Genomic DNA, 22,723 nt, shown 5'->3' with positions numbered 1-22,723 from the left:
TATACTTGTATGGTAGTCTGAATAATAGAAAATTGGATGACGAGCTGATAAAACAAAAAGCTCTCAAACCGTTACGCTTTGGTTTGAGGAGCCTCTAATTCTTAAGTAAAACTATTTTTCACACCAATAAACAGTGAATTAATCGTCACGTCGATACAGTGGAGTCCTTTTTATTTTTTCGATTCTTAAGCATGGAACGGACAATAGGTAGAAACAGGGTCAGAATAGCTAAAATAATTAGGGTAGCCGCAATGGGCCTAGTAAAGAAAATACTAAGGCTACCATCTGACATTGTTAAAGCCCTTCTAAGATTACTCTCGGCCATTGGACCAAGGATTAATGCTAAAATGACAGGCGATAAGGGATATCCATACCGCTGCATAAAGTAGCCAATGACCCCAGAAATGAGCATTACCCATACGTCAAAAAAGTTGTTATTTAACGCATACGCTCCAATGACACAAAGCACTAAAATAGAAAGAGTCAGATACTCTTTAGGAATGGCTAAAATCTTGATGAAATAGCGAATCCCTATTAGTCCAAATACAATAATAAGCATGTTACTCAATAACATTCCTAAAAATAAGGAGTAGACAACATCTCCGTTATTTTGAAACAACAGAGGACCAGGCTGCAAACCTTGGACCATAAACGCCCCAAGTAATACAGCAGTAACGGCATCCCCTGGAATCCCTAGAGTAAGTAAAGGAATCATGGCACCACCCGTTGTAGCACTATTACTGGATTCAGGAGCGGCAACTCCTGCCATCGATCCTTTTCCAAACTCCTCTTTGCGCTTAGAGAAACGTTTGGCCTCATTATAGGAAACAAAGGCAGCTACATCTCCACCCGCACCTGGAATCATCCCGATGAATGTGCCGATCCCAGTGGAGCGAAGAATCGTAGCCAAAATCATTTTAAACTCCTGCCACTTTAAACCGATTTTACTAACGGTCACCTTCATCACATCACGCATATGAATAGATTCCATCGTCTTAAACACTTCAGAGGCAGCAAATAAACCGATCATAATGGGAATAAAGCTTAACCCACCTAGTAATTGAACATTTCCAAACGTAAATCTAGTAATTCCACTTACCGGATCAATCCCTACCGTAGCAATAATTAATCCTACTACTCCTGTTATGAGTCCTTTAACTAAAGAACCCCCAGCAATGCTAGTGATAATGGATAGACCAAAAAAGGCTAAGGCGAACGATTCAGGAGCACTAAACTGTAAAGCCCACCCTGCCATAACTGGAGCTAAAAAAATAAGAATTATAACACTGATGAACCCCCCTATTCCAGAGCTAAGGGTGGAAATCATAAGAGCTTTTTTAGCATTTCCCTCTTTAGCCATAGCAAAGCCATCTAGTGTTGTCACGGCAGCAGCAGGGGTTCCCGGTGTACGAAGCAAAATCGCACTGATGGATCCCCCGTATATGGCTCCAAAGTAAATACAAATGAGCAGGAGAATTCCTGATACATGCGACATGCCAAACGTTAAGGGGAGGAGCAACGCTACACCCATCGTAGCCGTCAATCCCGGTAGGGCACCAATAGCAATTCCCCCTATAACACCTAAGGCACAAATGAGTAGTACATCAACTTGAAATAAGTTACTGAATGCTTCTGCTAGCATTGTTTGCCACCTTCCTTAACTAAACAGTCTTCCTGCTGGCAGGGGAACATTTAGCATGACTTCAAAAATTAAATAAATAGCTACCGTTACACCAATAGGCGTTAAAAGGAGAGGAAGCCATCTCCTTACTTTTACGTAATAGAGAAAAACGATGGCCATAGCCGGGGTGGAAAGCAAGAATCCCACCCAGCTAAATAGCATTAAATATAAGAGCATTAGACCCATTGTTATAAAGGCATTTTTAACCTGACCCTCTGGCTGGCTGTCATCCATTCTCCTCGATTGTAGAAACAAGAGGAAGCCAAGAAAAAAGAGAAGAGCACTTAATATTTTCGGGAAAAAGTCAGGACCTATATCGGCTACTCGAGTTACCTGTATGTTACCAGCATAAAGGAACACGATCACAGCGAACATCATTACGATTAAGCTGATGACTACATTGGCTTTTTTCAAACGTTCCACCCCATTTGGCTATGGATTAATTGATGTTAAGCTCTGGAATCAGTTCTCCAAAATACTCATAGCTCTCATCAAGCATTTTTTTGAATTCCTCTGGTCCTAGGACTCTTAACCCTAAGCCGTTATTATCCATGAACTGAATGAACTCCTCTTCCTCTGTTCCTTTTTGAAACGCATCTAATAAAATGTCTACGATCTCATCCGGTGTATCCTTTGGTACAACTAACCCTCTCCAAGAACCAATATGAGGGGTTTGAATTCCTGTTTGCTCTACTAGGGTTTGAACTCCAGGAAGGACATCAGAAGGATTTTCATCAATAATCGCTAAGGTCTTTAATTGCCCTGCTTCTACATACGCTTTAACTTCTGCAGGACTTACAGGAACCATATCAATATGTCCGCCAAGAAGGGCTGTAACTGCTGGATTCGCTCCTTCATACGGAATATGATTGAATTCTACCCCTGCACTTTTTTCCAAAATAATAGCTGCCATATGCCACAACGCACCCGGACCAGAGTTCCCCACTTTAATCGCTCCTGGATTTTCTTTGGCATAGTCCAAAAACTCTTGTACGGTATCGTATGGAGCATCCGCTTTAACAGTAATCGCTGGTGGATCAAAGTTAACTTGAGCAATCGGTTTAAATTCCTCGTGAGTGATTTGGGATAGATTTAAATGCTTTAAGGTCGTAACCTCCATCGTAACCATCGTTACAGTATGACCATCTGGTCTAGCGTTAGCTCCTTCTGAAAAACCTACAGCTCCACTTCCGCCTGTTTTATTTACGACAGCAATAGATTGACCTAAATGCTTTTCCGTTGCGTTAGCTAGTGCTCTAGCCGTTGTATCTGTACCTCCTCCTGCAGAGAATGGTACAACTAAAGTAACCTCTCTCTTCGGAAAGTCTGAAGCGCCGCTTGAGCTCGAAGAACAAGCTGCAAGAGCAAATAGAACACCTGCCATTAACAAGACAAGTAACATTTTCTTATTTTTTTTCATAAAAATCAACCTCCCTTTTTTTCCATTAATTCGGAATATTCAGTTTTACATAAACCTTATTCTTTTATATTAAAATTCTAGCAATCAATGATTAAGTTTCTAGACGCCTTGCAGATTACTAGAGTAAAACCAGAATGAAGCGCTTTCACAATAGCCATGGTGTGTTACTCATTTCATTCATTTTGGGGAGGGTATCCCCTTGGTATTTTGATAGACTTTCTTTTGCTATGTTTCTTTTACAAGGAGCTGCTGTACTAGCTCACTGCTGGCTTCTTTAACAAACCCCAGCTCTCTAAGATGCTTTGTACTTCCTTGGAATCCTGTTCATTCAAAGGATTTACCGGCTCTCTTGTCATCCCAGCACTCATCCCAAGCTGAGCCATAGCCTCTTTAATCACAACCACATTGTTGCCGTTATTATATTTAGCACGAAGGTTCTCAAACGCTTCAAGCTCTTCCCAGATGGACCACACCTGCTCCTCCTGACCGTTCTGTAACGCTTCAAGCATTGCAAAGGATTTTTCTGGATACACATTGACTAATCCAGAAGTAAAGCCCTTGGCCCCTGCGTGGTAGAAAAATGGAGCCCACTTTTCTGCCGTTCCACACACCCACGTGATATGATGCTCTTTAGGAATGTCACGTACTGTTCTAGCGAAACGCGGCAGATCATTAATCGCATATTTAACCGCTACTAGTTTATCTAAAGGAGCTAGCTCCTTTAACACATTGTCACTTAAATACGGATCTTTATAGTAAATCACGGAGGGGATCTCTAGCGTCTCAATAATTTTACGGAAATAAGAGCTTGCTCCGCTTTCTGTCACGTAAGGATGGATGGGCTGATGAATCATCACCGCATCAGCACCTACCTGTTGCGCGTATTCCCCTAGCTCTAAAGCGATGGGCAAGGAATAACCAATTCCAGCTACAACGAGAGCTCTTCCCGCAACAACGTCCACCACCCGCCTAATTTCCTCCTTCGCTTCCTCTAAGGATAAGGAGTAGAATTCTCCTGTATTGCCACAAGGGACAATGGATGTAACACCGTGCTTAAGTAAAAATTGCACATTTTCTTCTAGCCTCTCCCAATTGATTTCCTTTGTCTCCAGATCAAATGGGGTTATGTTAATGGCCGAGATGGTCTCTAGCCTTTTAGCGATGTCAGCAAACTTCACCTATTCACTCCTCCTGTCATATCCCTTTGCTTTTTTGTAGCACGCTTTGTGCTGTACGCATGATATGCTTTTTCATTCGCTCTTCTGCTTGCTCAGGGTTTCGTTCTTTTATCGCTTCAAAGATTTGTTTATGCTCAATAAAGCCTTGTTCAATTTCGGTCTGATGCTGAAGAGCTCTCTTTCTGAAAGCCTGGTCTACATTCTCAACATTCAGCAGGGTTTGATACAGAATCGGATTGCTTGCTATTCTCCTGATTTGCAGGTGAAAGTTCGTATTCTCCTCTGAATATCGCTCTAGCTGCTGCTTATCCTTTAGTTGCTCCATCAGGATAATTTGCTCCTCCAGTTTCACTAGCTCTTCCTCTGTGACCTTTGTGGCGGCTAATCTAGCAGACATTCCCTCAAGGTAGGATTTGAGCATTAACGTCTCTTCAATAGACGTATTCACCATCTCTGATACATAGGTTCCTTTACGTGGTAAGGTTTCCACTAGTCCCTCATGAGAAAGAAGGCGAAACGCTTCTTTAATTGGTGTTGTACTAATGCCCATTTCCTTAGCTAAATCTCTTTCCTTAAGATGGTCTCCTGGCTTAAAATGACCACTAACAATCGCCTCACGGATTGTCTCTAGCGCAATATCCCGTAAGGATTTGTACACATTGGATGCTCCTGTTAATTGTAGCTTCGTTTCTTCGTTTTCCTTTTTCATTATGATCACCACTTGGAAATTTTATCGTAACTCATGAATAGAGCTATCGTAGTCAAGTTTCGCCAAAAGGTCAACCTTCGGGGTGGATCTATCTCATTAACTGACCACCATTAACCTCTACAATTTCACCGGTGATATAGTTGGCATAGGATGACGCTAAGAATAATACTGGTCCTATGGCTTCCTCTGGTGTTCCTTCTCTACCAAATGGAATTTGCGTCACAAGCTGCTTACGGAATTCCGGCGTAGAGAAGCGATCATGGAACGGTGTAGAAATAACCCCTGGTGATATAGCATTAACCTGAATATTGTACTCCAACAAATCCTTAGCCAGCCCACGCGTTAACGTAGCAACTGCTCCCTTAGATGTAGCGTAAGCAAGCGCTCCTTTTCCCCCACCATTATGTCCAGCAATAGAAGCTAAATTGATAACTCGTCCCTTGCCCTTCTTTTTCATTAAAGGTAGGATGGCTTGAGTCACAAACACAACGGACTTAAGGTTGACAGCCATAACTTGGTCCCAAACATCCTCTTCCATTTCCTCTAAACGAGCACGCTTCACCATAGAGCCAGCGTTATTCATTAGGATATCTACATGACCAAAGAAATCTTCAATCTCTTTTGCTATTCTTTCTATGTCTTCCTGTTTCGTCACATCTCCCTGAACAAGCAAAGACTTACGCCCCTTATTAATGATTTCCTGATAGACCTCCTTCGCTTCCTTTTCACTAGTGTTATAATGGACCACTACATCAGCACCATGTTCAGCAAACGCTAGAGCTGCAGCGCGACCAATACCTGTACTACTTCCTGTAACAAAGGCTACTTGGTTTTCAAAAGAATACATGTGTACCCCTCCATAATCTATATTTTTATAGCTTCAAAAAATAGTTTCTACTTTTTCTTACGTTACTTTTCTGTCCTTCAGAAAGAGTAATAGAGTAGAACTAGCCTTTAATAAATACCGTTTTAATAGAGGTGAAAAATTCGATCGCTGCCTGACCCTGCTCTCTGGAATGAGAGCTAGACTGCTTCATCCCTCCAAATGGAGCTTGAAGCTCAACACCTGCTGTCTCAGCATTAATTCGAACCAGTCCCGCCTCCATATCCTCTATGAAAGAAAGCATGCTAGAGATTTGACTTGTATAAATCGAGGCACTAAGTCCAAAGGCAACATCGTTCGCTAGCTCAAGGGCTTCCTCTAAGGAATGAACCTTAATGAGCGCTAGCACTGGTCCAAAGATCTCTTCCTGAGCAATAACCATTTCGTTTTTCACATCATCAAAAATGGTTGGCTGAACGTAGAAGCCGTTCGCCTCCTGATCAGATGGGCCCAGACCGCCCCAAAGCAGTGTAGCTCCTTCTGCTTTTCCTTGTTCAATATAGGATAGCACTGTTTGATACTGCTTTTCGCTCGCACATGGCCCCATCCAAGTATCCGCTTCTAAGCCGTCTCCGACCTTAATTTCACGTACCTTAGTCAGTAGTTTTTCTTTAAACTCGTCATACACATCCGCATGTACAATAACTCGGCTTGTTGCTGTGCATTTTTGTCCTGTTGAGCGTAGTCCTCCACTAATCGTTCCTTCAACAGCTAGATCTAAGTCGGCATCAGCAGCAATAATGACTGGATTTTTACCGCCCATTTCTAACTGATACTTTGCCCCACGTGCTAGAGCTGTCTGACCTACTTGCTTCCCTACGGCATTAGATCCAGTAAACGTAATTCCTTGAATATCTGGATGCTCAGCGATTGCTTGACCAATCACAGCTCCTTGACCTGTTACCATATTCACTACACCTGCCGGGATTCCAGCTTGCTCGAAGCATTCAATGACCTTAGCCGCTGTTACGGCTGCTTCCTGTGCAGGCTTAAACACCACTGTGTTCCCATAAATTAAAGCTGGAGCCATCTTCCAAATAGGTATGGCAACCGGGAAGTTCCACGGTGCTATAACGCCTACGACACCAAGCGGTACACGCGTTGTCAGCATCATGGCTGAGCTATCGGTTGAGGGAATGACATCCCCAACCTTTCGCATGCCCTCCCCAGCATAGTAACGTAGAATTGCTACCCCTCTTGCCGTTTCTCCTTTGGCTTCAGGTAGGGTTTTCCCCATTTCCTTTGTCATCGTTTCCGCGATTTCTTCAAGACGCTCTTCTATCAGGTTCGCGACTTTAAATAAGTAATCTCCTCTAGCAGCACCTGAAAGCTTGCGCCACGGCTTTGAAGCATTCTTTGCCGCTTGAACAGCTTGATCTAAGTCCTCTACGCTCGACTTTTGTACATACCCTACAGGATTGTGTTTATCTGCGGGGTTAATACTAGCCTCAACCACACCTGTTAAGGACGCTGTCCATTGTCCATTCACATAATTTAAAAACGTTTGAGCTGTTGCTGTTTGTGTACTCACGTCTTACCCCTCCTTCTTCCTTCAACCCCTCGTTATAACCTACTCTTTACGCGTTGCTCTCTAGCTTGTTTAATTTTCGCTACATATTGTACGGCTATCTCTTGAACCTTATTGAAATCCTCATCTGTTTTCGCTTTAGCATGCACTAGGTTACTGCCCACTCCTACGGCTGATGCTCCGGCCTCGAAGTACGCAGATACATTTTCTAAATTGACACCACCAGTTGGAACAATGCCAACATGAGGGAAAGGTGCTTTTAAATCCTTCACAAAGCCTGGCCCTAGATTTGAAGCGGGAAAAAGCTTGACCATATCCGCTCCCCATTCTAATGCCTGCACCAGCTCCGTAGGGGTAAATACACCAGGTACGGCAATTCTTCCATAACGTAGTGTGGCACGAATGACGGACTGATGGACACTTGGGCTAAAAATAAACTGAGCTCCACTTTGAATCGCCCTAACAGCTGATTCGCTATCTAGCACCGTTCCAGCACCAACAATCGCCTTACCCTCAAGCTTCTGCCTCAGCTTTGTGATCGCCTCAAACGCTCCAGGAGTGTCCACTGTAACCTCTAAACCCGTCACTCCCCCCTGAACCAAGCTGTCTGCTAATCGTTCTATACTTTCGATAGGCACACGTCGAATGACCGCAATGACACCGCTTTCAGTTAACATCTGTAGATCGCTCGCTTTATTGTGCATCTGTCTTCCCTCACTCTCTATCAAGCAGCTCATGGTCTATTGAGTCGTACTTTTCACTGGTGCTTAACGATGAATCTGCTTGTTTTCTTTGCCTTGCTCCAGCTGTGACCAATATGGATAGCCTTCCACATCTCCTGCAACCGTCAGAGCAAAGGCTCCGACTCTATTTCCTAAAGCTACCGCCTCTGACAGGCTCCATCCACGAATGAATCCTGATAGCAAGCCTGCAGCAAAGCCATCTCCTGCTCCAATGGTGTCAACAATATGCTCTACTTTAACTCCAGAAGCGTAACCACTTTCTTTAATGCTTTGAAAATAAGCTCCCTCTGCACCAAGCTTAACAACCACTACACTAGCTCCGTTTTGCCTTAAAGCTTCAGCTATGGCTTCTGGCTCTGTTTCTCCAGTAAGTAGCTCACCCTCATCAATGCCTGGCAAGACGACATCACATAACGAGGCCATTTCAAAAAGGGTCTTCTGTGCTTCCGCTTTACTCCACAGCTTCAAGCGAATATTAGGGTCAAAAACAACCTTCACCTGATGCTTACGAGCTAACGCAATGCTATGTAATACAGTTTCCCTACAGCTCTCACTTAACGCTGGAGTAATTCCTGTAAGGTGAAGAATCTTAGCATCCTTAAGATGATGATCCTGTATATCCTCGGGAGTCATTTGACTGGCTGCAGAGCCTGCCCGGTAGTAATAGACCTTGGGGTCCTGAGCAGCCTGTCTTTCCTTGAAAAACACACCTGTCGGATATCTTTTATCGAACATAACAGCAGACGTGTCTACCCCTTCTCCTCGAATGAAGTTCCTCGTATATATACCAAATTCATCCTCACCTAAACGACTAATCCAGCTTACCTGATGACCTAACCTCACCAGTCCAATGGCTACATTAGATTCTGCTCCACCGATCGTCTTTTCAAAATGCTGAACATATCGCAGTGGGCCAGTAGTAAGTGGGGATAAAACCACCATCGTTTCTCCGAATGTGACTACATCCATACGCATAATCTCCTCATTCACACTCAATATGATATTTGATATATCAGATATCATTTGTAGATATTATATGTCGAATACGGGATTTTCGTCAACAGTATTTTTTGAATATTTCAATCGCATAGCAAAAGATGGGCCTGAGCACGATTAGATAAAGACCTTGCTACAACTGTTATAATAAGAATGAGTGCAAATGAGTACAAAATTAAAGATGTCGTTCCATTTGCTATTGCTTCAATTAGAGTCTGATTGTTATTAAGAGCTGGAGGTTCTAAAATGAATGAAAAAGTCAACATAGATACTCCCGTTGCATTTAGGCAGGTTTTTGTAGATCGATTTGATCGTGTGGAAGAAAAAAGAGGGAGAATCTGCCACTATCAAGTAGCAGAAGAATACGGTACAGGATACTTAGATCGATATACGTTGCATAATGGTATACAAGTAACGATGCTGAATATCCACTTAAAGGAGACACTTGTTACTTCTTATGATGTAGCTATACCTGCATTTGAGGTTGTGTACTGCTTAAGCGGGAGCATGAGGCACATAGAAGAAGAGGATGGAATATTTGAGCTGAAGGAAGGACAATATGGGATTTATATCAAAAATCATTTTAAAGGCCGGTTAGAGTGTCTTCCTAATCAAACGATAAAATGTATCTCCGTAGTAGCTTTTAATCCTCTTTCACAACTATTCTCTTACCAAGATGATAGCAACTCTTCGTTCATCCAAGATAGATTAGCTGGTAATAGGCAAAAACATGTTCATTTCATGCAGCCTAGAGTGATTCATCCCAGCTTAAAAATTCCTTTCATGGAAATCGATCGCTGCCGCTTAAGTAGTATTCCGAAGTTAATCTACTTAGAAAGTAAAGCGAGTGAAATCATATCAACGTCACTAGAAAAAGTCATTCAGGAAAAAAATGAATCGCACACAAAAGTATTCCTAAGTCAACATGACAAACAACAGCTAGCGCTAGCAGAGGAAATCATCATCAACCGCTTGGCTGACCCTTTATCTATCCCTCAGTTAGCAAAAGCAGTTAACCTGAACACTCATAAGCTAAAAGAAGGCTTTAAAAGCATGTATGGTCAAACCGTTTTTTCCTACATCAAAGAGGCCAGGATTGAAAAGGCGAGGGAGTTATTACTAGAACGCGAGGACTTGAGCATTTACGATATAGTCATTGAAGTGGGCTACTCTAGCACAGGTCATTTTGCCAAAGCATTTCGCGAGAAGCTCGGAACCACTCCACGAGATTATCGCCTGCAGTCTCTAGCCTTGAAAAATACCAATTGATAGATCACTATGAGATGGCGCTACAGCTGGAGTAGCGCCATCATAGCATTTCGTTCTTTGGTTGACGAAAGCGAACATCTATTAGGTATTACTAATCTTCCAGCCTCTAGCTGATTGCTGAATGCTCCAAAGCCTCGAATAGATGCCATCTTGTGCTAGAAGCTCTTCATGCGTCCCTGTAGCAGTAACCTCTCCCTCGTCCAGCACAATAATTTGATCAGCGTGTACAATCGTATGCAAACGATGGGCAATGACTATAACGGTTTTATTTTGGATTAACGCTTGCAGACCCTGTTGAATAAACCATTCGTTCTCAGGATCTAAAGAGGCAGTGGCCTCATCCAAGAGAAGAATGGGGGCATCCTTGAGTAGCGCCCTAGCGATAGATATCCTTTGTTTCTCCCCACCCGATAAGGTAGACCCACCTTCTCCTACCTGGGTTTCATAACCGTCTGGCAAATTCGAGATAAAGTCATGACAGTGCGCTTTCTTAGCCGCTTCAACCACTTGCTCGTAGGTAGCTTCTGGATGACCAATTTTAATATTGTTATATATTGTGTCTTTAAACAAGTATACATCCTGAAACACCATACTCATATTCAATAGTAGCTGCTCCTGATCAAGTGTTTTAATATCTTCCCCCTGAATCGTAATCCTACCTTCTTGAACATCCCAAAATCGGGCGAGCAGACGCGTAATTGTCGTTTTTCCTGATCCTGATGTCCCCACCAATGCTACTAAATGATGAGCAGAAATGGAAAAGGTAACGTCTCTTAATACATTCCTACCCCCATACGAAAAGGTAACCTTATCAAACTTGATCGATGGTGCTCCCGCAGGGAATGGCTGATTTCCAGGTAGTAGCCTCTCCGATTTCACTTCATCTATACGTTTAACAGATAGCTGAAAAAAACGAATGAGTGTAACATCCATTAATAGCTGAAAGAAGGGCTCATAAAAGCGGGTTGATACAATAAGAAACAAAATAAATATGGGAAGTGTTAGTGTCCCACCTATAAAATAATAGCTACCAAGCAATAGCACCAGCACAAAACCAGCTTGGATTACACTATTGGCTAAAAGGATTAGTGGTACTGTAAATACCTCAGACTTGATCTGCTGTAGCTTTGTTTCTTGAAAGGCCTCTTGTAATGCTTGAAACTGTGGGCCTGTTCGGCCATGCAGCTTAATGGCCTTCATACCATCAAGATAATCTAGTAATAAATGAGCAGAACGATTAACGTGACTATTAATTTTCCTTCCTATCCCACCCAATAAATAAAGAGCAAAAGCAATAACACCTGCGGCTATAGGCAACACTGATATTAAAGCTAGTGTTAGCCTCCAATCGTAAAAAACTAGAAAGATAGCTGTAAGAACCGGAAGGGCTAGAGCACCTGATACGTTTGGAACAAGATTATAAATAATCTGTTCTTTGCGAGAAAAATCCTGAAGCAATAAATTCGCAACATCTCCACGATTATAGCTTTTGAAAAAGCCCAGTGATAACCTGCGCAAATGTTCCCCAAACGCTAGCCTCCCCTGCTTACCTATTTCAAAGGACGCTATAGAAGCAGCCACATTCCCCTTATACGTAAACATATATTGCAGAATTAATGAGAGAATAATACCGATCACAATCCACATGATATTTCTACCATTTAACTCTGAACCCCCATCTTGCAGAGGGGATATAAATTCATAAATAGCTAAAATGACAAGCCCATAGGGGAGCGCACGAAATACTCCTGCTAATAGATTTAAAATAATAGATTTTTTTAATAGCTGCGGATTTCCGTCAGTAATAGAGGATAATATACGTCTCATAGCGCTTTCCCCTTTCCTGTTTTTAGAGTCCATTTATGACCTTCTTCATTTAACCTCCATAGGGTTGCATAGAGACCTTCTTGTGCTATTAACTGAGTATGTGTTCCTTTTTCCTCAATCTCTCCTTGATCTAACACTATGATTTGATCTGCTTGCTGAATGGTAGGTAGGCGGTGGGCAATGATCAATACCGTTTTATGCTGCAATAAAATGTTTAGTGCCTGCTGGATGTAAAGCTCATTTTCTGCGTCAGCATAAGCCGTCGCTTCATCCAGAATGACGATGGGACTATCCTTTAGTAAAAGTCTAGCTATAGCTATTCGCTGACACTCCCCACCTGAAAGATGGACGCCATCACTTCCCACTTTCGTATCATACCCATCTGAAAGCTTTTGAATAAATGTATGGCACTGAGCAGCCTCTGCCGCCCTTTCAATATCCTGATCACTGGCCTGTGCATTCCCAAGACGAATGTTATTTCTTATCGTATCCGAATACATGTAATTGTCTTGAAACACGATGGATAAGCACTCATATAAAGCTTCTGTCTTTAGATCCCTAACGTCCATTCCACCTATCTTTATAGACCCACTGGACACATCCCAAAAGCGAGCAATTAAATGGGCAACTGTGCTTTTTCCTGCTCCAGAAGGACCGACTAATGCCGTAACCGTCCCCTGCTTAGCATAGAAAGAAACATCCTTTAAAGCTACCTTGTTTTCATAGCTAAATCCTACCGTATCAAACTGAATGTCAAAGGAATTTGGCTTCTTTGTATGGGACCCCTCCGGTAGTACTTCTTCATTCAAAATTTTTGTAATACCAGCTAGTGCTTTATGAATCTGTCTTGATCTAGAACCTACATACATCAGCTTATAAATAGGGAGAAATAATCCATTACTTAGCAGCAAAAACAAGAATACAATCGTGACATAGTAGCTATAGTCATCTGTATTTGCTAATAGAATCGCACCCACGGGAATAATAAACACAAAAGCAGACGGAAGAGCCACCAGAAGTAACGCAAAGGATGGTATGGAATAGATACTATACGCCTTTCCATAGTCATGAAAAGCTTGTACATCTCGCGAAAACCGTTGAAAGGAATACACCGTTTGATTAAATACCTTCAGTACAGGAAGACCTTGAACATATTCCACAATCGTGCCGTTCATTTGAGCTATACTATTAAAGAATTGATCAATAATTTCCTTCCCTTTTTCATTCCGAAAAGCAAACCACTGAAAAAACATAGCGACTCCAATAGGGATTAGAAGAAATAATGCTAGACGCCAATCCAAGATAAATAAATAAGTCAGCACCCCTGTTGAAAAAAGAATAGCGGTCACTGTATCTGGTAAATAGTGTGCTATAAAGCCTTCTAATCGCTCTGTATCGGTCATCACAGTTCCCTTTAATGTTCCTTTTGAATGGACCTGATGATAGCCTAATGGTAGCTCGCTCAGCTTCTGAGTTAGCTTTAAGCGTAAATGGTAGATGATATCATAGGCGGCTACATGAGCAAACATTGAACCAACAAATAAGCTAATTCCCGATAAAACTAGTGCGCCTAAAGAGATCCATACTAAGCTCCAAATATAACTATATTCAAGAGTGACGCTTCCAGTCATCGTATTCATTAACTCAGCAAGGAGGAGATAGGTCGTAGCATATGGAACCATTTGCGACAAAGCTGATAGCATGCTAAAAAAGATGGAAAAGACAAGATACCGCTTTTTTGATCCAGATACTCTCATCAACTGAAAAGTGTGTTGTCCTCCCTTCATAAACATAAACCTCCTTTTTAAAGAAGCTGCTGCTTTAGAGCAGCAGCTTCTCCATGTAAGTAACCTTTAGTTTGCACGAAATGTCTCCACGATTTGATCAAGCAAGACATCCCTTCCAATTGGTGCGTGAGGATTCCATTCCACTGTTCGTTCAGGAAAATAAACATTGCCGTTCTGTACCGCTTTCAGTCCCTGCCAAACACCTGATTTTTCAATTTCAGCTAATTCCTCAGCCTGAGTCCAATATAATAGAATTCGATCGGGGTTAATATCGGCAAGACTTTCAAGGGAAATCTCCTCCACTCCTTGTGCTTGCACTGCTTCTGGGACAGGTGTGATACCTAGATCGTCATACAATAACTCATTTATGCCATCCTGAGCATATAAACGTATTGTTTTGGGCAAGAGCTGGACAACAGCCAGACTGTCTTCGCCTATACTCCCTTCAAGCTCCTGCCTTGCATGTTGCGCTTTTTCTTCAAGCCTTTGAATGGTCTCCTCTGCCTCCTTCTCTTTGCCAAAAATAGCGGCTATTTGACGATGATAGTCCTTCCAATCCCCTCTATAATTATCAAGCATTAAAGTTGGTGCAATTTGTTTAAATTGATCGTACTGTTTGTCCAAAAAAGGTACATTCACACTAAGGATTAAGTCTGGATTAGCTAGAGTTAACTTCTCAACATCAGCACTCTCTCTACTACCTAATAGTTCAATACCTTCTAGCTCATCTACTAAATAGGAGGCAATGCCTAAATCGTTTCCGTACCATGCTGGATCATTCGTCATAGCAATAGGCTCAATGTCAAGTGATAATAAATTATCCGTGTTAAACCATTCAAAAATAATAGCAACGCGTTCTGGTTTTTCATGAATAACCTCTTCTCCTTTAGCGTGTTGAATAGTCAATGGATACACTTCTGATTCTAATTGATCTCCCTCGTTTTCATTTTCTATGCCTGCTTCTAATTCGCTATTCGTCATCTCTCCACTGTTCCCTACATCCGTTGCTTCGCCACCGTTACAAGCAACAAGTACAACACTTAATAATAGGATGGTTCCTACTAACCAATATTTTTTTATCATCTTTCACTCTTCCTTTCATCTTTACAATGGTTTTAAAATAACTAGCTTGTCTTTGTGTCATTACAAAATAAAGCTCTAGCCTCACCTTTTTGAAGTAGCTAGAAGATAGAGGAAATAAGGGGCTCCAACCAAAGAAACGATGATTCCCGTAGGCATTTCATTTGTTGTTAATAGCTGACGTGCCAGTATATCGGCTATCATTAATAACAAGGCACCAATTAAAGCAGAGACGGGTAATAGATGCTCATGCTTGGGCCCAATCAAACGACGTGTGATGTGCGGGGCTACGAGTCCAACAAAAGAAATACCACCCCCAACAGCTACACAGGCAGATGCAAGCATAATAGCTATAGCTAATAGCCCTAATCTTTGACGTTCTACATGAACTCCAAGGCCTTTAGCTACTTCATCCCCCATATTTAAGATATTGAGTGTTCTAGCTTTATACATAGCCATCGGGAGCAAGAATAGAATCCAGGGAAGTAATACACCCACAGTAAGCCAGGTCGTTCCTGCAAGGCTCCCCGCTAGCCATACGGTTGTGGACATAAAGACAAAAGGATCCATACGAATTTGTAACAAAATTAATAATGCACTGCATATTAAGCTCATCCCTACGCCAACGAGGATAAGCCGAACAGGAGCAACTTTTCCTTTTTTTATCGCTAACATGTAGATCATGCTCCCAGCGCTCAGCCCTCCTATCAGAGCGAAAAAAGGCATTAAAAAAGGGGAGTACGCAATACCATTAGAAAAAGCTAAGGAAAATGCTGCTACAGCAAGCCCTGCCCCTGCATTTATACCTAAAACACCTGGATCAGCTAGAACGTTTCGTGATATTCCTTGTAGGATGGCCCCTGCCACAGCTAAACCTGCTCCTATCAAACCAGCTAAAACGATTCGGGGAAGTCTAAATTGATAGATAATCAACATCTGACTATCGCTTCCTAAACCGATCAGAGCCTGTATCACCTCTCCTAGTTCAATGCTTCCTACCGATAAGCTAATTAAAAAAACTACTATAATCAGCAATACTAAAAGAATTAAAGTTTTAACTACTTTTCTCCTACTACTTAGTTTGCTATCCTCTAATGCACCCATTACATTCCCCTCCGATCACGACGAACCAAATAGAAAAAGAAGGGGACACCCACAATAGCTGTAATTACACCAATAGGTGTTTCATATGGAGCATTTACAAGCCTTGAGCCGATATCGGCTAATACAAGGAACAAAGCCCCAATTATAGCTGAACAAGGAATGATCCAGCGATAATCCACACCAACCAAAAAACGTGTAATGTGAGGAATAATTAACCCCACAAAACCAACTGGTCCTGCAGCAGATACGGCCGCACCTGCTAGAAGAATCACAATAAGAATGCCTCCTATTTTAACAAGCTTAATTCGTTGTCCAAGAGCAATCGCTGTATCTTCCCCTAGTCCAAGAACAGTAATGGATTTAGCTAGCAGCAATGCGGCTACCAAACCTATTGCTATCCACGGTACTAGTACTAGCACATTGATCCAAGTAGACCCAACAATTCCTCCCGCATACCAGAAGGTTAGGTCTTGAGCAACATTAAAATAGATTGCGATCCCTGTAGAAGCTGAGCTGAGAAGGGCTCCTACAACTGTACCTGCAAGAGCAAGCCTGATGGGGGTTAAGCCTGCTTTTGAAAAAGAGCTAACACCATAGGTAATCCCAGCTCCGAGCGCTGCTCCGAAAAAAGACCACATAATTAACGAGGAATAAGGCAGGCCAGGAAAAAAAGCGAATGCAACGGCTAGCACAAAGGCAGAGCCTGCATTTAATCCCATGATCCCAGGACTTGCTATAGGGTTCCTCGTCATACCCTGCATAAGCGCACCCGATACAGCAAGAGCAGCTCCTACCAATGCTCCTATTAGAGCCCTAGGAAGTCGCAGTTCATGAATCACTCTGTGCTCCAACAGTTCATCATTAAATTCAAAGACAGCTTTCCAAACCGTCTTTAAGCTAATGTCTGAAACACCCATAGATACAGAGGCGGCAATGGATACACTAAGAGCAAGCAGGCCCACAAACAGAATAAAGATAGCCAAGCTCGGTTTTGAGCGAATATTATTTTGTTCTAAGTTATCTGTTTGTTTGTTGCTACGCTTTGACAAGTGTAACCCTCACCGCCTTTCTTTTAATAGTAATTATTACGATTTAAATATAATATTTTTACTCCGCAATAATGAATTATACTCCTTATTATTAGTTGTTTTCAATCCCTACAGGAAGTTTATTCATTCCAAATTAAAAATGAGGTCGGGATACAAATAAGAATTATTACGTATAAATACTGTATTTTACTTGCTTTTTAATTTACTATGTAACCCAGTTTAATTGACGAAAAAAAGATGCAGAACAGAGCAAAGGAACTACCCTTTTACTCATTTGCACCTTTGGCAAAGCGTTTGAAATGTTATTGTATATGCACTTCCAAACTGAAGCCTCCACAGTCTACACCTTTAGAAGCTCCTTAATATCCTCTAGCTTTAAGCTGCTTAATGATTGCTCTCCAGGCTGAATGATTTCCTCTACCAACGCTTTTTTCTTTTCGTGTAGGGCAAGCATCTTCTCTTCAATCGTCCCCGTGGTAATAAGCTTAACGACCTGAACCGTTTTCTTCTGACCATAGCGATACACGCGATCAGCCGCTTGCTGCTCAACAGCAGGATTCCACCACGTATCGAAAAGAATGACCGTATCTCCACCCGTAAGATTTAGCCCGGTCCCCCCCGCTTTCATGGAGACCAAAAACAAAGAGTGCTCCCCGTTATTGAAACGCTCTGCAAGCTCCACTCTTTGCTCTGAAGGGGTGGAGCCATCTAAATAATGATACGGTAAGCCCTGCTCATCAAACTCTCGACGAATAAGGGAGAGCATGGAAGTGAACTGCGAAAAGATAACGATCCGATGGTCCGCATCAAGCCCTTCCTGCACAAGCTCCAGCAGCCTTTCAAACTTTCCAGAAGCATACGATTCATCAGGCAGGATAAGCTGCGGGTGACAGCAAATTTGGCGCAGCTTAGTTAACCCAGCCAAGATATGCATTCTTCTTTCCTGGAAACGATTCTCTGCTGCTGCTTGGTCTACCTCTTTCGCTAGACTCTTCACCTGAGCTAGATACAGCATCTTCTGCTCATCCGTTAGATCCGTGTACTGAACCTGTTCAATCTTGTCTGGCAGCTCCTGAAGAACCTCTTTTTTCATTCTTCGTAGGATAAAGGGACGCACTCGTTTAGCAATCTCTTGTCGCTCTAAGCCTCTGAAGCTTTTTTTACTTCCGAGTAGCCCAGGCATGATCGTTTGAAAAATAGAATACAGCTCCTCCAAACGATTCTCAACCGGGGTTCCGCTCAATGCAAAGATAGAAGAAGCACGAAGGCTGCGCACCGCTTTTGTCGTTTTTGAAGCTTCGTTTTTAGTAGCCTGTGCCTCATCTAAAATGAGGGCATCAAACACCTCTCCTTCAAACATGACCTCATCTCGCTGAATCAACGGGTAGGACGTAATCCACACCTGAGCGCGCTGATGATCTTGCATCAGCTGCTCTCGTTCAATTTTCGTACCCGCAATCACACAAGTCTGCAGGCTTGGAGCGAAGCGTTCCAATTCTTTTTTCCAGTTATAGAGTAGACTTGCTGGAGCCAGAACTAAAGCCCGAAGTGAAGGCTTCTCCTCATACAAAGATTGCAAAAAGGTAATCGCCTGTAGAGTCTTTCCTAGACCCATATCATCAGCAAGAATTCCCCCTAAGCCAAACTGAGAGAGAGCACGTAGCCACCTAAACCCCGTTTGCTGGTATGGCCTAAGCTCCGCTTGTACCTTCTTTGGCACTTCGTATTCAATAGTCTCTGGTTGCCGCAGCTGTTCAATAAGCTGCTTCAGTGATTCTGATAGCTTAAATCTCTGAGCTGCTACTTCCTCTAAGGCAACTGCTTTATACAAAGGGACGGACATCCTCCTAGAGACATTACCTTTTTCAGGAGCTAGCTGTCTTAAAGCTTCTTTTACTCCCTGGAAAACATCATTCTCTAGATGAACAAACGAACCTGTCGAAAGACGATACACCCTTCTATTCTGGCGAATCGCATTCAGCACGGAGTCTACATCCTCTTCCGGTATTCCTTCTATTGAGAAAGATAAGTCTAGCCAGTTCATTTGATCATTTGTGCTTAAGTGAATACTTGGCGGCACCTCTATAATCGTCATCATTCTCTGCACAGCTACAGTACTGTAAATATCCGCATACTTTCCTATCTGAAGTAGATCTTCGAACAAGACCTCTATCATCTGTTCTTCCCCTTCAGCCACATACACGTCATCCTCTTCGATGAAGGCTGTCTGAGACATTAGGGCTAGAAGTGTTTCTTCTTTCTCTAAATCACGCCTAAGAACGGTTTCTCTTGGCTCCATAGCTACTACAGATAATGGATTCCAGCTTTCCTCTCCGTATTGAAAGAAGAGTTGCCCAGTTAGGAGTCCCCCGTTCAAGTCAAGCTCTAAGCGAGCTTTTAAGGGATACTGCTGAATAAGGCTTGTTACCTCTTCCTTCATTTGGACGCGTCCCACCTGTTCAAGCTTTGGCAGGACATAGGAGCAAAACTCCTCAAGCTGAGGGTGGGAAAGCTTTGCCATGTATTCTTCGCTTTCAGCTTCAGCAAATAGCATCTCCATAATGTGAGCTTGCTCCTCATTCAGGCGGATTAAATGCTCGCCATACAAAACAACTCTATGCTCCTTTAAAAAGAACGTATACTCAGCTATGTTCGCTAATTTTAAGTAAACGGTCTTCCCCTCGGTAGATGGTTCAATGTCAAAGGTAATATCATGCTTCTCCAGCTCAGTAATGAGCAGAGGAAGAGTTCGATCAAATTTATTTTTATAGGACACATGCGAAGCGGACTCTAATAGAGTAAGGACTTCGGGGAACAACACATCCGGAACGATAAAACGATCATCCTTAGGCTCCTCCTCAAAAAACATTCGCCTCCCATTGTAGGAGGTTCTTTTAATGCCTTGGAGCTTCAGAAATTGCTGGAGAATATAAAGATCTTGTTCCTCTACAAAATGATCATCGGGGTCAAATTCAAATTTAGGAGTGAGAGGGTACGTAAGCTCCTGATCAAGGGCATACAAAAAATCATCCAGGTTTTTGACAAAATAAGGACGGTGAATTCCTGCTTTTATTCTGATTTCTACCTGTTCAACAATCCGCTGATAGGGGCTTTCTTGGAAATTGAGCTCAAAGTGAATATGCAAGCGTTCCTTGGTTTCCTTTATTACCTTTGGCTGCGCACGAAAGGATTCCTTAAAGGATTCGATCATCGGATGAGCGGGCTCCTGACCCTTCTGCTGGAAGGCTTGATGTGAATATCTTTCATAAATCTCAAGCATGGTGGCGGCTATATGCTTACAAGCTCCGGGATATGTGCCATACGCTTCACACGTACAACTATATTTTTTCACCTCACCAAGAGTATTAAAGAGAATCGTACTCCTATAGCTCTCCTCTCCTTCTACAATCGCAGTAGCCTTTCTCTCTGCTTGATGAAACTTGATTTGCTTTACATTTTCATTAAAAAAATAGCTCTCTCCTCTTTTATACGTACGAGCATTCGTGCACATATTTTCAATCTCAATGGGATGTATCGCTTCGAGGTCGATTTTAAACATGTTTTTCCTCCATCCTATTCGGCCGGACTTAATACGTATTCTTTCTATTTTATCACGTTGTGACCGCAAATCCTAATGGTTGGAAAACTCCCTTTCTAGCTCTAAGGTCTATTTTTTGTATATAATTAGGAGAAGACATATAGGATGAAAGAGGTAAACGTGGATGAAAAAAGTAATTAGTATCATGATTATTGCATTCCTTCTTACAGGGTGTGGGGTGGTAAATACGAATCAAGAGGATGAAAATATCGATACCAGTGGCACGATCCAAAATGAGAATGAACAGAGCCCGGCGCAAGATGAATCACAGATCATTGAGAGCAAAGAAATCATTTTCTCAATTGAAGGAGTCAAGCTACTTGCTGATGAAAAATCAGACGATGTGTATAAAGGAATTACGGTACAAACAGAAGCAACAAGCAAAACGTTTCCTTGGTATACTGTAACCAATGAAACGTATAGCCCTGTCGTGAAGAAAGCAGATGTCAACGAAGATGGGACAGAAGAAATCGTCGTCATTTTAACCATTGGAACAGGAACCGGAGCCCATGTCCAAGAGATTCATGTATTACATCAAGAGGATCTTTCGGAAATCCCAGTGGAAGATCCCGTTGCTTATCTACAACAACATGTGGAATCTAGCATCACCCATGAAGTTGATGGCAGAGTAACCGTGAATGTCAAATGGGACGATCAAGAAATATCCATGACCTTTGACGAGTCGGATGTTGGCGTTTGGAATGAATTCGTAAGTTTCGGACAAATCATCCGCTACGACGCGACTGACAATAAGCTACGAGCTGAATTGCCTGGTGCGGTCTCTCCTGCTTTATTCGCTGTAACAGCAACTGTAGAGTATGATGAGAAGCTTGAAGTATCGACGATTACACTGACAGAAATAATCGATTAAACTTCTTTAGATCAAAAATCTTCAGATTTAAAGTAATGAAAGAAAAAAGCAAGTTCCAACGCGATCGGCATTAGGACCTGCTTTTTCGTATGAAAGGACAGATAGTAGGATACTATTCAAAAGGAGCATGTAGTTTAGCTGGCATTTCTTCATACGTTTCTGTGTTGATGGTTGTCTCACTGTCAATTAGCCAAACCGATGTACCGTCAACGATTTCTTTCTTCAACGTATATACTTTTGTATATTTGGTGTAACGCTGTTCGGTAGTCGTTAACAACCAGTAACTCGCTGCAATTTCAGCTGTTACTTCTTGATTGGACCGTACTAATCGCCCATCCAAAATCTCATATGAAGGAATGTAGTTCAGGCTAGAGCCTCCATAGCTTGGCATAAAAATTTCATTATTTCCTGTTATTAGCCTTTGGTAGTCTGTCGGATCGTTCAATGTCGGATCATACACAGATTGGAGAAGTACAAGGTACGAGCTAACTGTGTTAGCAGCACCCCTTAATTCCAATTTATCCCCATCCTGAATAGGCTCTTTCCAGACTTCTCTGTCAATGGACACCTGCTTTTTTCCTTGGTCCCACTGAATATTGTAACCCAGGGCTTCCGAAACAAAACGAATGGGAACCATAACCCGTCCCTGTGTTATCAAAGGGGCTACGTCAGTTTTAACGAATTTGCCGTTAACCACCAGTTGAATGGTATTGGCTGCAAATATACTTCCTGCTAAAGCTGATACTACAAGCATAATAGCCAGAGTAAAAACCGCTACCTTCCTTTTCATAGAAGTCGCCTCCAAGTTAATTTTTAACATCTATTAATAAAAGACGCATGTGCACTTAATTTGGTTGCGACAAATTTGCGAGCATCCTCTACTTCCATTTCAGCCTGAGTATTCAATTAGAATGCTTTGAGTGCTAGGGTCCTATTTCACGGTTGATCCAGTTAGACTGGTTATAAAGCTAAAGCGAAGCGGTACCATCACGAGGCCACT

The 22,723-nt window shown here is 42.3% G+C and carries 18 protein-coding genes; 2 read left to right on the top strand and 16 right to left on the bottom strand.

The window, feature by feature from the left end; genetic code table 11:
- Positions 1-145 precede the first annotated feature (145 nt).
- The 9 genes from J2S11_RS04320 to J2S11_RS04280 all read right to left on the bottom strand — a co-directional run bounded on the left by J2S11_RS04320 (position 146) and on the right by J2S11_RS04280 (position 9,111).
- Positions 146-1,642 (bottom strand): tripartite tricarboxylate transporter permease, encoded by a 1,497-nt coding sequence (locus J2S11_RS04320; protein ID WP_307391420.1) that lies wholly within the window; start codon positions 1,640-1,642, stop codon positions 146-148.
- Between the two features lie 15 nt (positions 1,643-1,657).
- Positions 1,658-2,095, bottom strand: a complete 438-nt coding sequence (locus J2S11_RS04315) for a tripartite tricarboxylate transporter TctB family protein (RefSeq protein WP_307391418.1) — start codon at positions 2,093-2,095, stop codon at positions 1,658-1,660.
- A 25-nt stretch (positions 2,096-2,120) separates the two neighbouring features.
- Positions 2,121-3,101, bottom strand: coding sequence for a tripartite tricarboxylate transporter substrate binding protein (locus tag J2S11_RS04310; RefSeq protein ID WP_307391415.1), 981 nt, complete (start codon positions 3,099-3,101; stop codon positions 2,121-2,123).
- A gap of 254 nt (positions 3,102-3,355) precedes the next feature.
- Complete coding sequence (locus J2S11_RS04305; RefSeq protein WP_307391413.1) at positions 3,356-4,279, bottom strand: dihydrodipicolinate synthase family protein; 924 nt, start codon at positions 4,277-4,279, stop codon at positions 3,356-3,358.
- Positions 4,280-4,295: 16 nt separating this feature from the next.
- Positions 4,296-4,988 (bottom strand): GntR family transcriptional regulator, encoded by a 693-nt coding sequence (locus J2S11_RS04300; protein WP_307391409.1) that lies wholly within the window; start codon positions 4,986-4,988, stop codon positions 4,296-4,298.
- An 88-nt stretch (positions 4,989-5,076) separates the two neighbouring features.
- A complete protein-coding gene (locus J2S11_RS04295; protein ID WP_307391407.1) occupies positions 5,077-5,835 on the bottom strand; it encodes an SDR family NAD(P)-dependent oxidoreductase in 759 nt (252 codons plus the stop codon).
- Between the two features lie 100 nt (positions 5,836-5,935).
- On the bottom strand, positions 5,936-7,402 hold the full coding sequence (gucD, locus tag J2S11_RS04290) for an alpha-ketoglutaric semialdehyde dehydrogenase GucD (protein ID WP_307391404.1): 1,467 nt from the start codon (positions 7,400-7,402) through the stop codon (positions 5,936-5,938).
- A gap of 32 nt (positions 7,403-7,434) precedes the next feature.
- Positions 7,435-8,103: a bifunctional 4-hydroxy-2-oxoglutarate aldolase/2-dehydro-3-deoxy-phosphogluconate aldolase gene (locus tag J2S11_RS04285; protein WP_307391402.1), complete on the bottom strand. Its 669-nt coding sequence runs from the start codon at positions 8,101-8,103 to the stop codon at positions 7,435-7,437.
- Positions 8,104-8,166: 63 nt separating this feature from the next.
- Positions 8,167-9,111, bottom strand: a complete 945-nt coding sequence (locus J2S11_RS04280; protein WP_307391399.1) for a sugar kinase — start codon at positions 9,109-9,111, stop codon at positions 8,167-8,169.
- Positions 9,112-9,384: 273 nt separating this feature from the next.
- On the opposite strand from J2S11_RS04280, the gene J2S11_RS04275 reads away from it, so the two are divergent.
- On the top strand, positions 9,385-10,407 hold the full coding sequence (locus J2S11_RS04275) for an AraC family transcriptional regulator (protein WP_307391395.1): 1,023 nt from the start codon (positions 9,385-9,387) through the stop codon (positions 10,405-10,407).
- An 81-nt stretch (positions 10,408-10,488) separates the two neighbouring features.
- On the opposite strand, the gene J2S11_RS04270 is transcribed toward J2S11_RS04275, so the two are convergent.
- The 6 genes from J2S11_RS04270 to J2S11_RS04245 form a co-directional block, all read right to left on the bottom strand.
- Positions 10,489-12,234: an ABC transporter ATP-binding protein gene (locus J2S11_RS04270; protein ID WP_307391392.1), complete on the bottom strand. Its 1,746-nt coding sequence runs from the start codon at positions 12,232-12,234 to the stop codon at positions 10,489-10,491.
- Complete coding sequence (locus tag J2S11_RS04265; protein ID WP_307391389.1) at positions 12,231-14,021, bottom strand: ABC transporter ATP-binding protein; 1,791 nt, start codon at positions 14,019-14,021, stop codon at positions 12,231-12,233. Before J2S11_RS04265 ends, J2S11_RS04270 begins: the two co-directional genes overlap by 4 nt.
- 66 nt (positions 14,022-14,087) lie before the next feature.
- Positions 14,088-15,104 carry an ABC transporter substrate-binding protein gene (locus J2S11_RS04260; protein ID WP_307391386.1) on the bottom strand — a complete coding sequence of 339 codons (1,017 nt, stop codon included), beginning with the start codon at positions 15,102-15,104 and terminating at the stop codon, positions 14,088-14,090.
- Positions 15,105-15,185: 81 nt separating this feature from the next.
- Positions 15,186-16,205, bottom strand: coding sequence for a FecCD family ABC transporter permease (locus tag J2S11_RS04255; RefSeq protein WP_307391383.1), 1,020 nt, complete (start codon positions 16,203-16,205; stop codon positions 15,186-15,188).
- The gene (locus tag J2S11_RS04250; protein WP_307391380.1) at positions 16,205-17,254 is read right to left on the bottom strand and encodes a FecCD family ABC transporter permease; all 1,050 of its coding nucleotides are present in this window, start codon (positions 17,252-17,254) and stop codon (positions 16,205-16,207) included. The genes J2S11_RS04255 and J2S11_RS04250 overlap by 1 nt, the downstream gene beginning before the upstream one ends.
- A gap of 340 nt (positions 17,255-17,594) precedes the next feature.
- Complete coding sequence (locus J2S11_RS04245) at positions 17,595-20,813, bottom strand: DEAD/DEAH box helicase (protein ID WP_307391377.1); 3,219 nt, start codon at positions 20,811-20,813, stop codon at positions 17,595-17,597.
- Between the two features lie 163 nt (positions 20,814-20,976).
- Here J2S11_RS04245 and J2S11_RS04240 point away from each other — a divergent pair, with 163 nt between their 5' ends.
- Positions 20,977-21,723: a hypothetical protein gene (locus J2S11_RS04240; RefSeq protein ID WP_307391374.1), complete on the top strand. Its 747-nt coding sequence runs from the start codon at positions 20,977-20,979 to the stop codon at positions 21,721-21,723.
- A 112-nt stretch (positions 21,724-21,835) separates the two neighbouring features.
- On the opposite strand, the gene J2S11_RS04235 is transcribed toward J2S11_RS04240, so the two are convergent.
- Positions 21,836-22,513 (bottom strand): copper amine oxidase N-terminal domain-containing protein, encoded by a 678-nt coding sequence (locus J2S11_RS04235; RefSeq protein WP_307391371.1) that lies wholly within the window; start codon positions 22,511-22,513, stop codon positions 21,836-21,838.
- Positions 22,514-22,723: the final 210 nt, after the last annotated feature.

It is taken from the genome of Bacillus horti (assembly GCF_030813115.1).
In the GTDB taxonomy this organism is placed as follows: Bacteria; Bacillota; Bacilli; order Caldalkalibacillales; family JCM-10596; genus Bacillus_CH; species Bacillus_CH horti.
This window is presented reverse-complemented; position numbering and strand designations above follow the sequence as displayed.

What these genes read in the sequence shown, in the direction of transcription:
- J2S11_RS04320 (WP_307391420.1), bottom strand. Translation starts at nt 1,642, where the DNA reads ATGCTAGCAGAAGCATTCAGTAACTTATTTCAAGTTGATGTACTACTC.
- J2S11_RS04310 (WP_307391415.1), bottom strand. Translation starts at nt 3,101, where the DNA reads ATGAAAAAAAATAAGAAAATGTTACTTGTCTTGTTAATGGCAGGTGTT.
- J2S11_RS04300 (WP_307391409.1), bottom strand. Translation starts at nt 4,988, where the DNA reads ATGAAAAAGGAAAACGAAGAAACGAAGCTACAATTAACAGGAGCATCC.
- J2S11_RS04295 (WP_307391407.1), bottom strand. Translation starts at nt 5,835, where the DNA reads ATGTATTCTTTTGAAAACCAAGTAGCCTTTGTTACAGGAAGTAGTACA.
- J2S11_RS04285 (WP_307391402.1), bottom strand. Translation starts at nt 8,103, where the DNA reads ATGCACAATAAAGCGAGCGATCTACAGATGTTAACTGAAAGCGGTGTC.
- J2S11_RS04280 (WP_307391399.1), bottom strand. Translation starts at nt 9,111, where the DNA reads ATGGATGTAGTCACATTCGGAGAAACGATGGTGGTTTTATCCCCACTT.
- J2S11_RS04275 (WP_307391395.1), top strand. Translation starts at nt 9,385, where the DNA reads ATGAATGAAAAAGTCAACATAGATACTCCCGTTGCATTTAGGCAGGTT.
- J2S11_RS04270 (WP_307391392.1), bottom strand. Translation starts at nt 12,234, where the DNA reads ATGAGACGTATATTATCCTCTATTACTGACGGAAATCCGCAGCTATTA.
- J2S11_RS04265 (WP_307391389.1), bottom strand. Translation starts at nt 14,021, where the DNA reads ATGAAGGGAGGACAACACACTTTTCAGTTGATGAGAGTATCTGGATCA.
- J2S11_RS04260 (WP_307391386.1), bottom strand. Translation starts at nt 15,104, where the DNA reads ATGATAAAAAAATATTGGTTAGTAGGAACCATCCTATTATTAAGTGTT.
- J2S11_RS04255 (WP_307391383.1), bottom strand. Translation starts at nt 16,205, where the DNA reads ATGGGTGCATTAGAGGATAGCAAACTAAGTAGTAGGAGAAAAGTAGTT.
- J2S11_RS04245 (WP_307391377.1), bottom strand. Translation starts at nt 20,813, where the DNA reads ATGTTTAAAATCGACCTCGAAGCGATACATCCCATTGAGATTGAAAAT.
- J2S11_RS04240 (WP_307391374.1), top strand. Translation starts at nt 20,977, where the DNA reads ATGAAAAAAGTAATTAGTATCATGATTATTGCATTCCTTCTTACAGGG.
- J2S11_RS04235 (WP_307391371.1), bottom strand. Translation starts at nt 22,513, where the DNA reads ATGAAAAGGAAGGTAGCGGTTTTTACTCTGGCTATTATGCTTGTAGTA.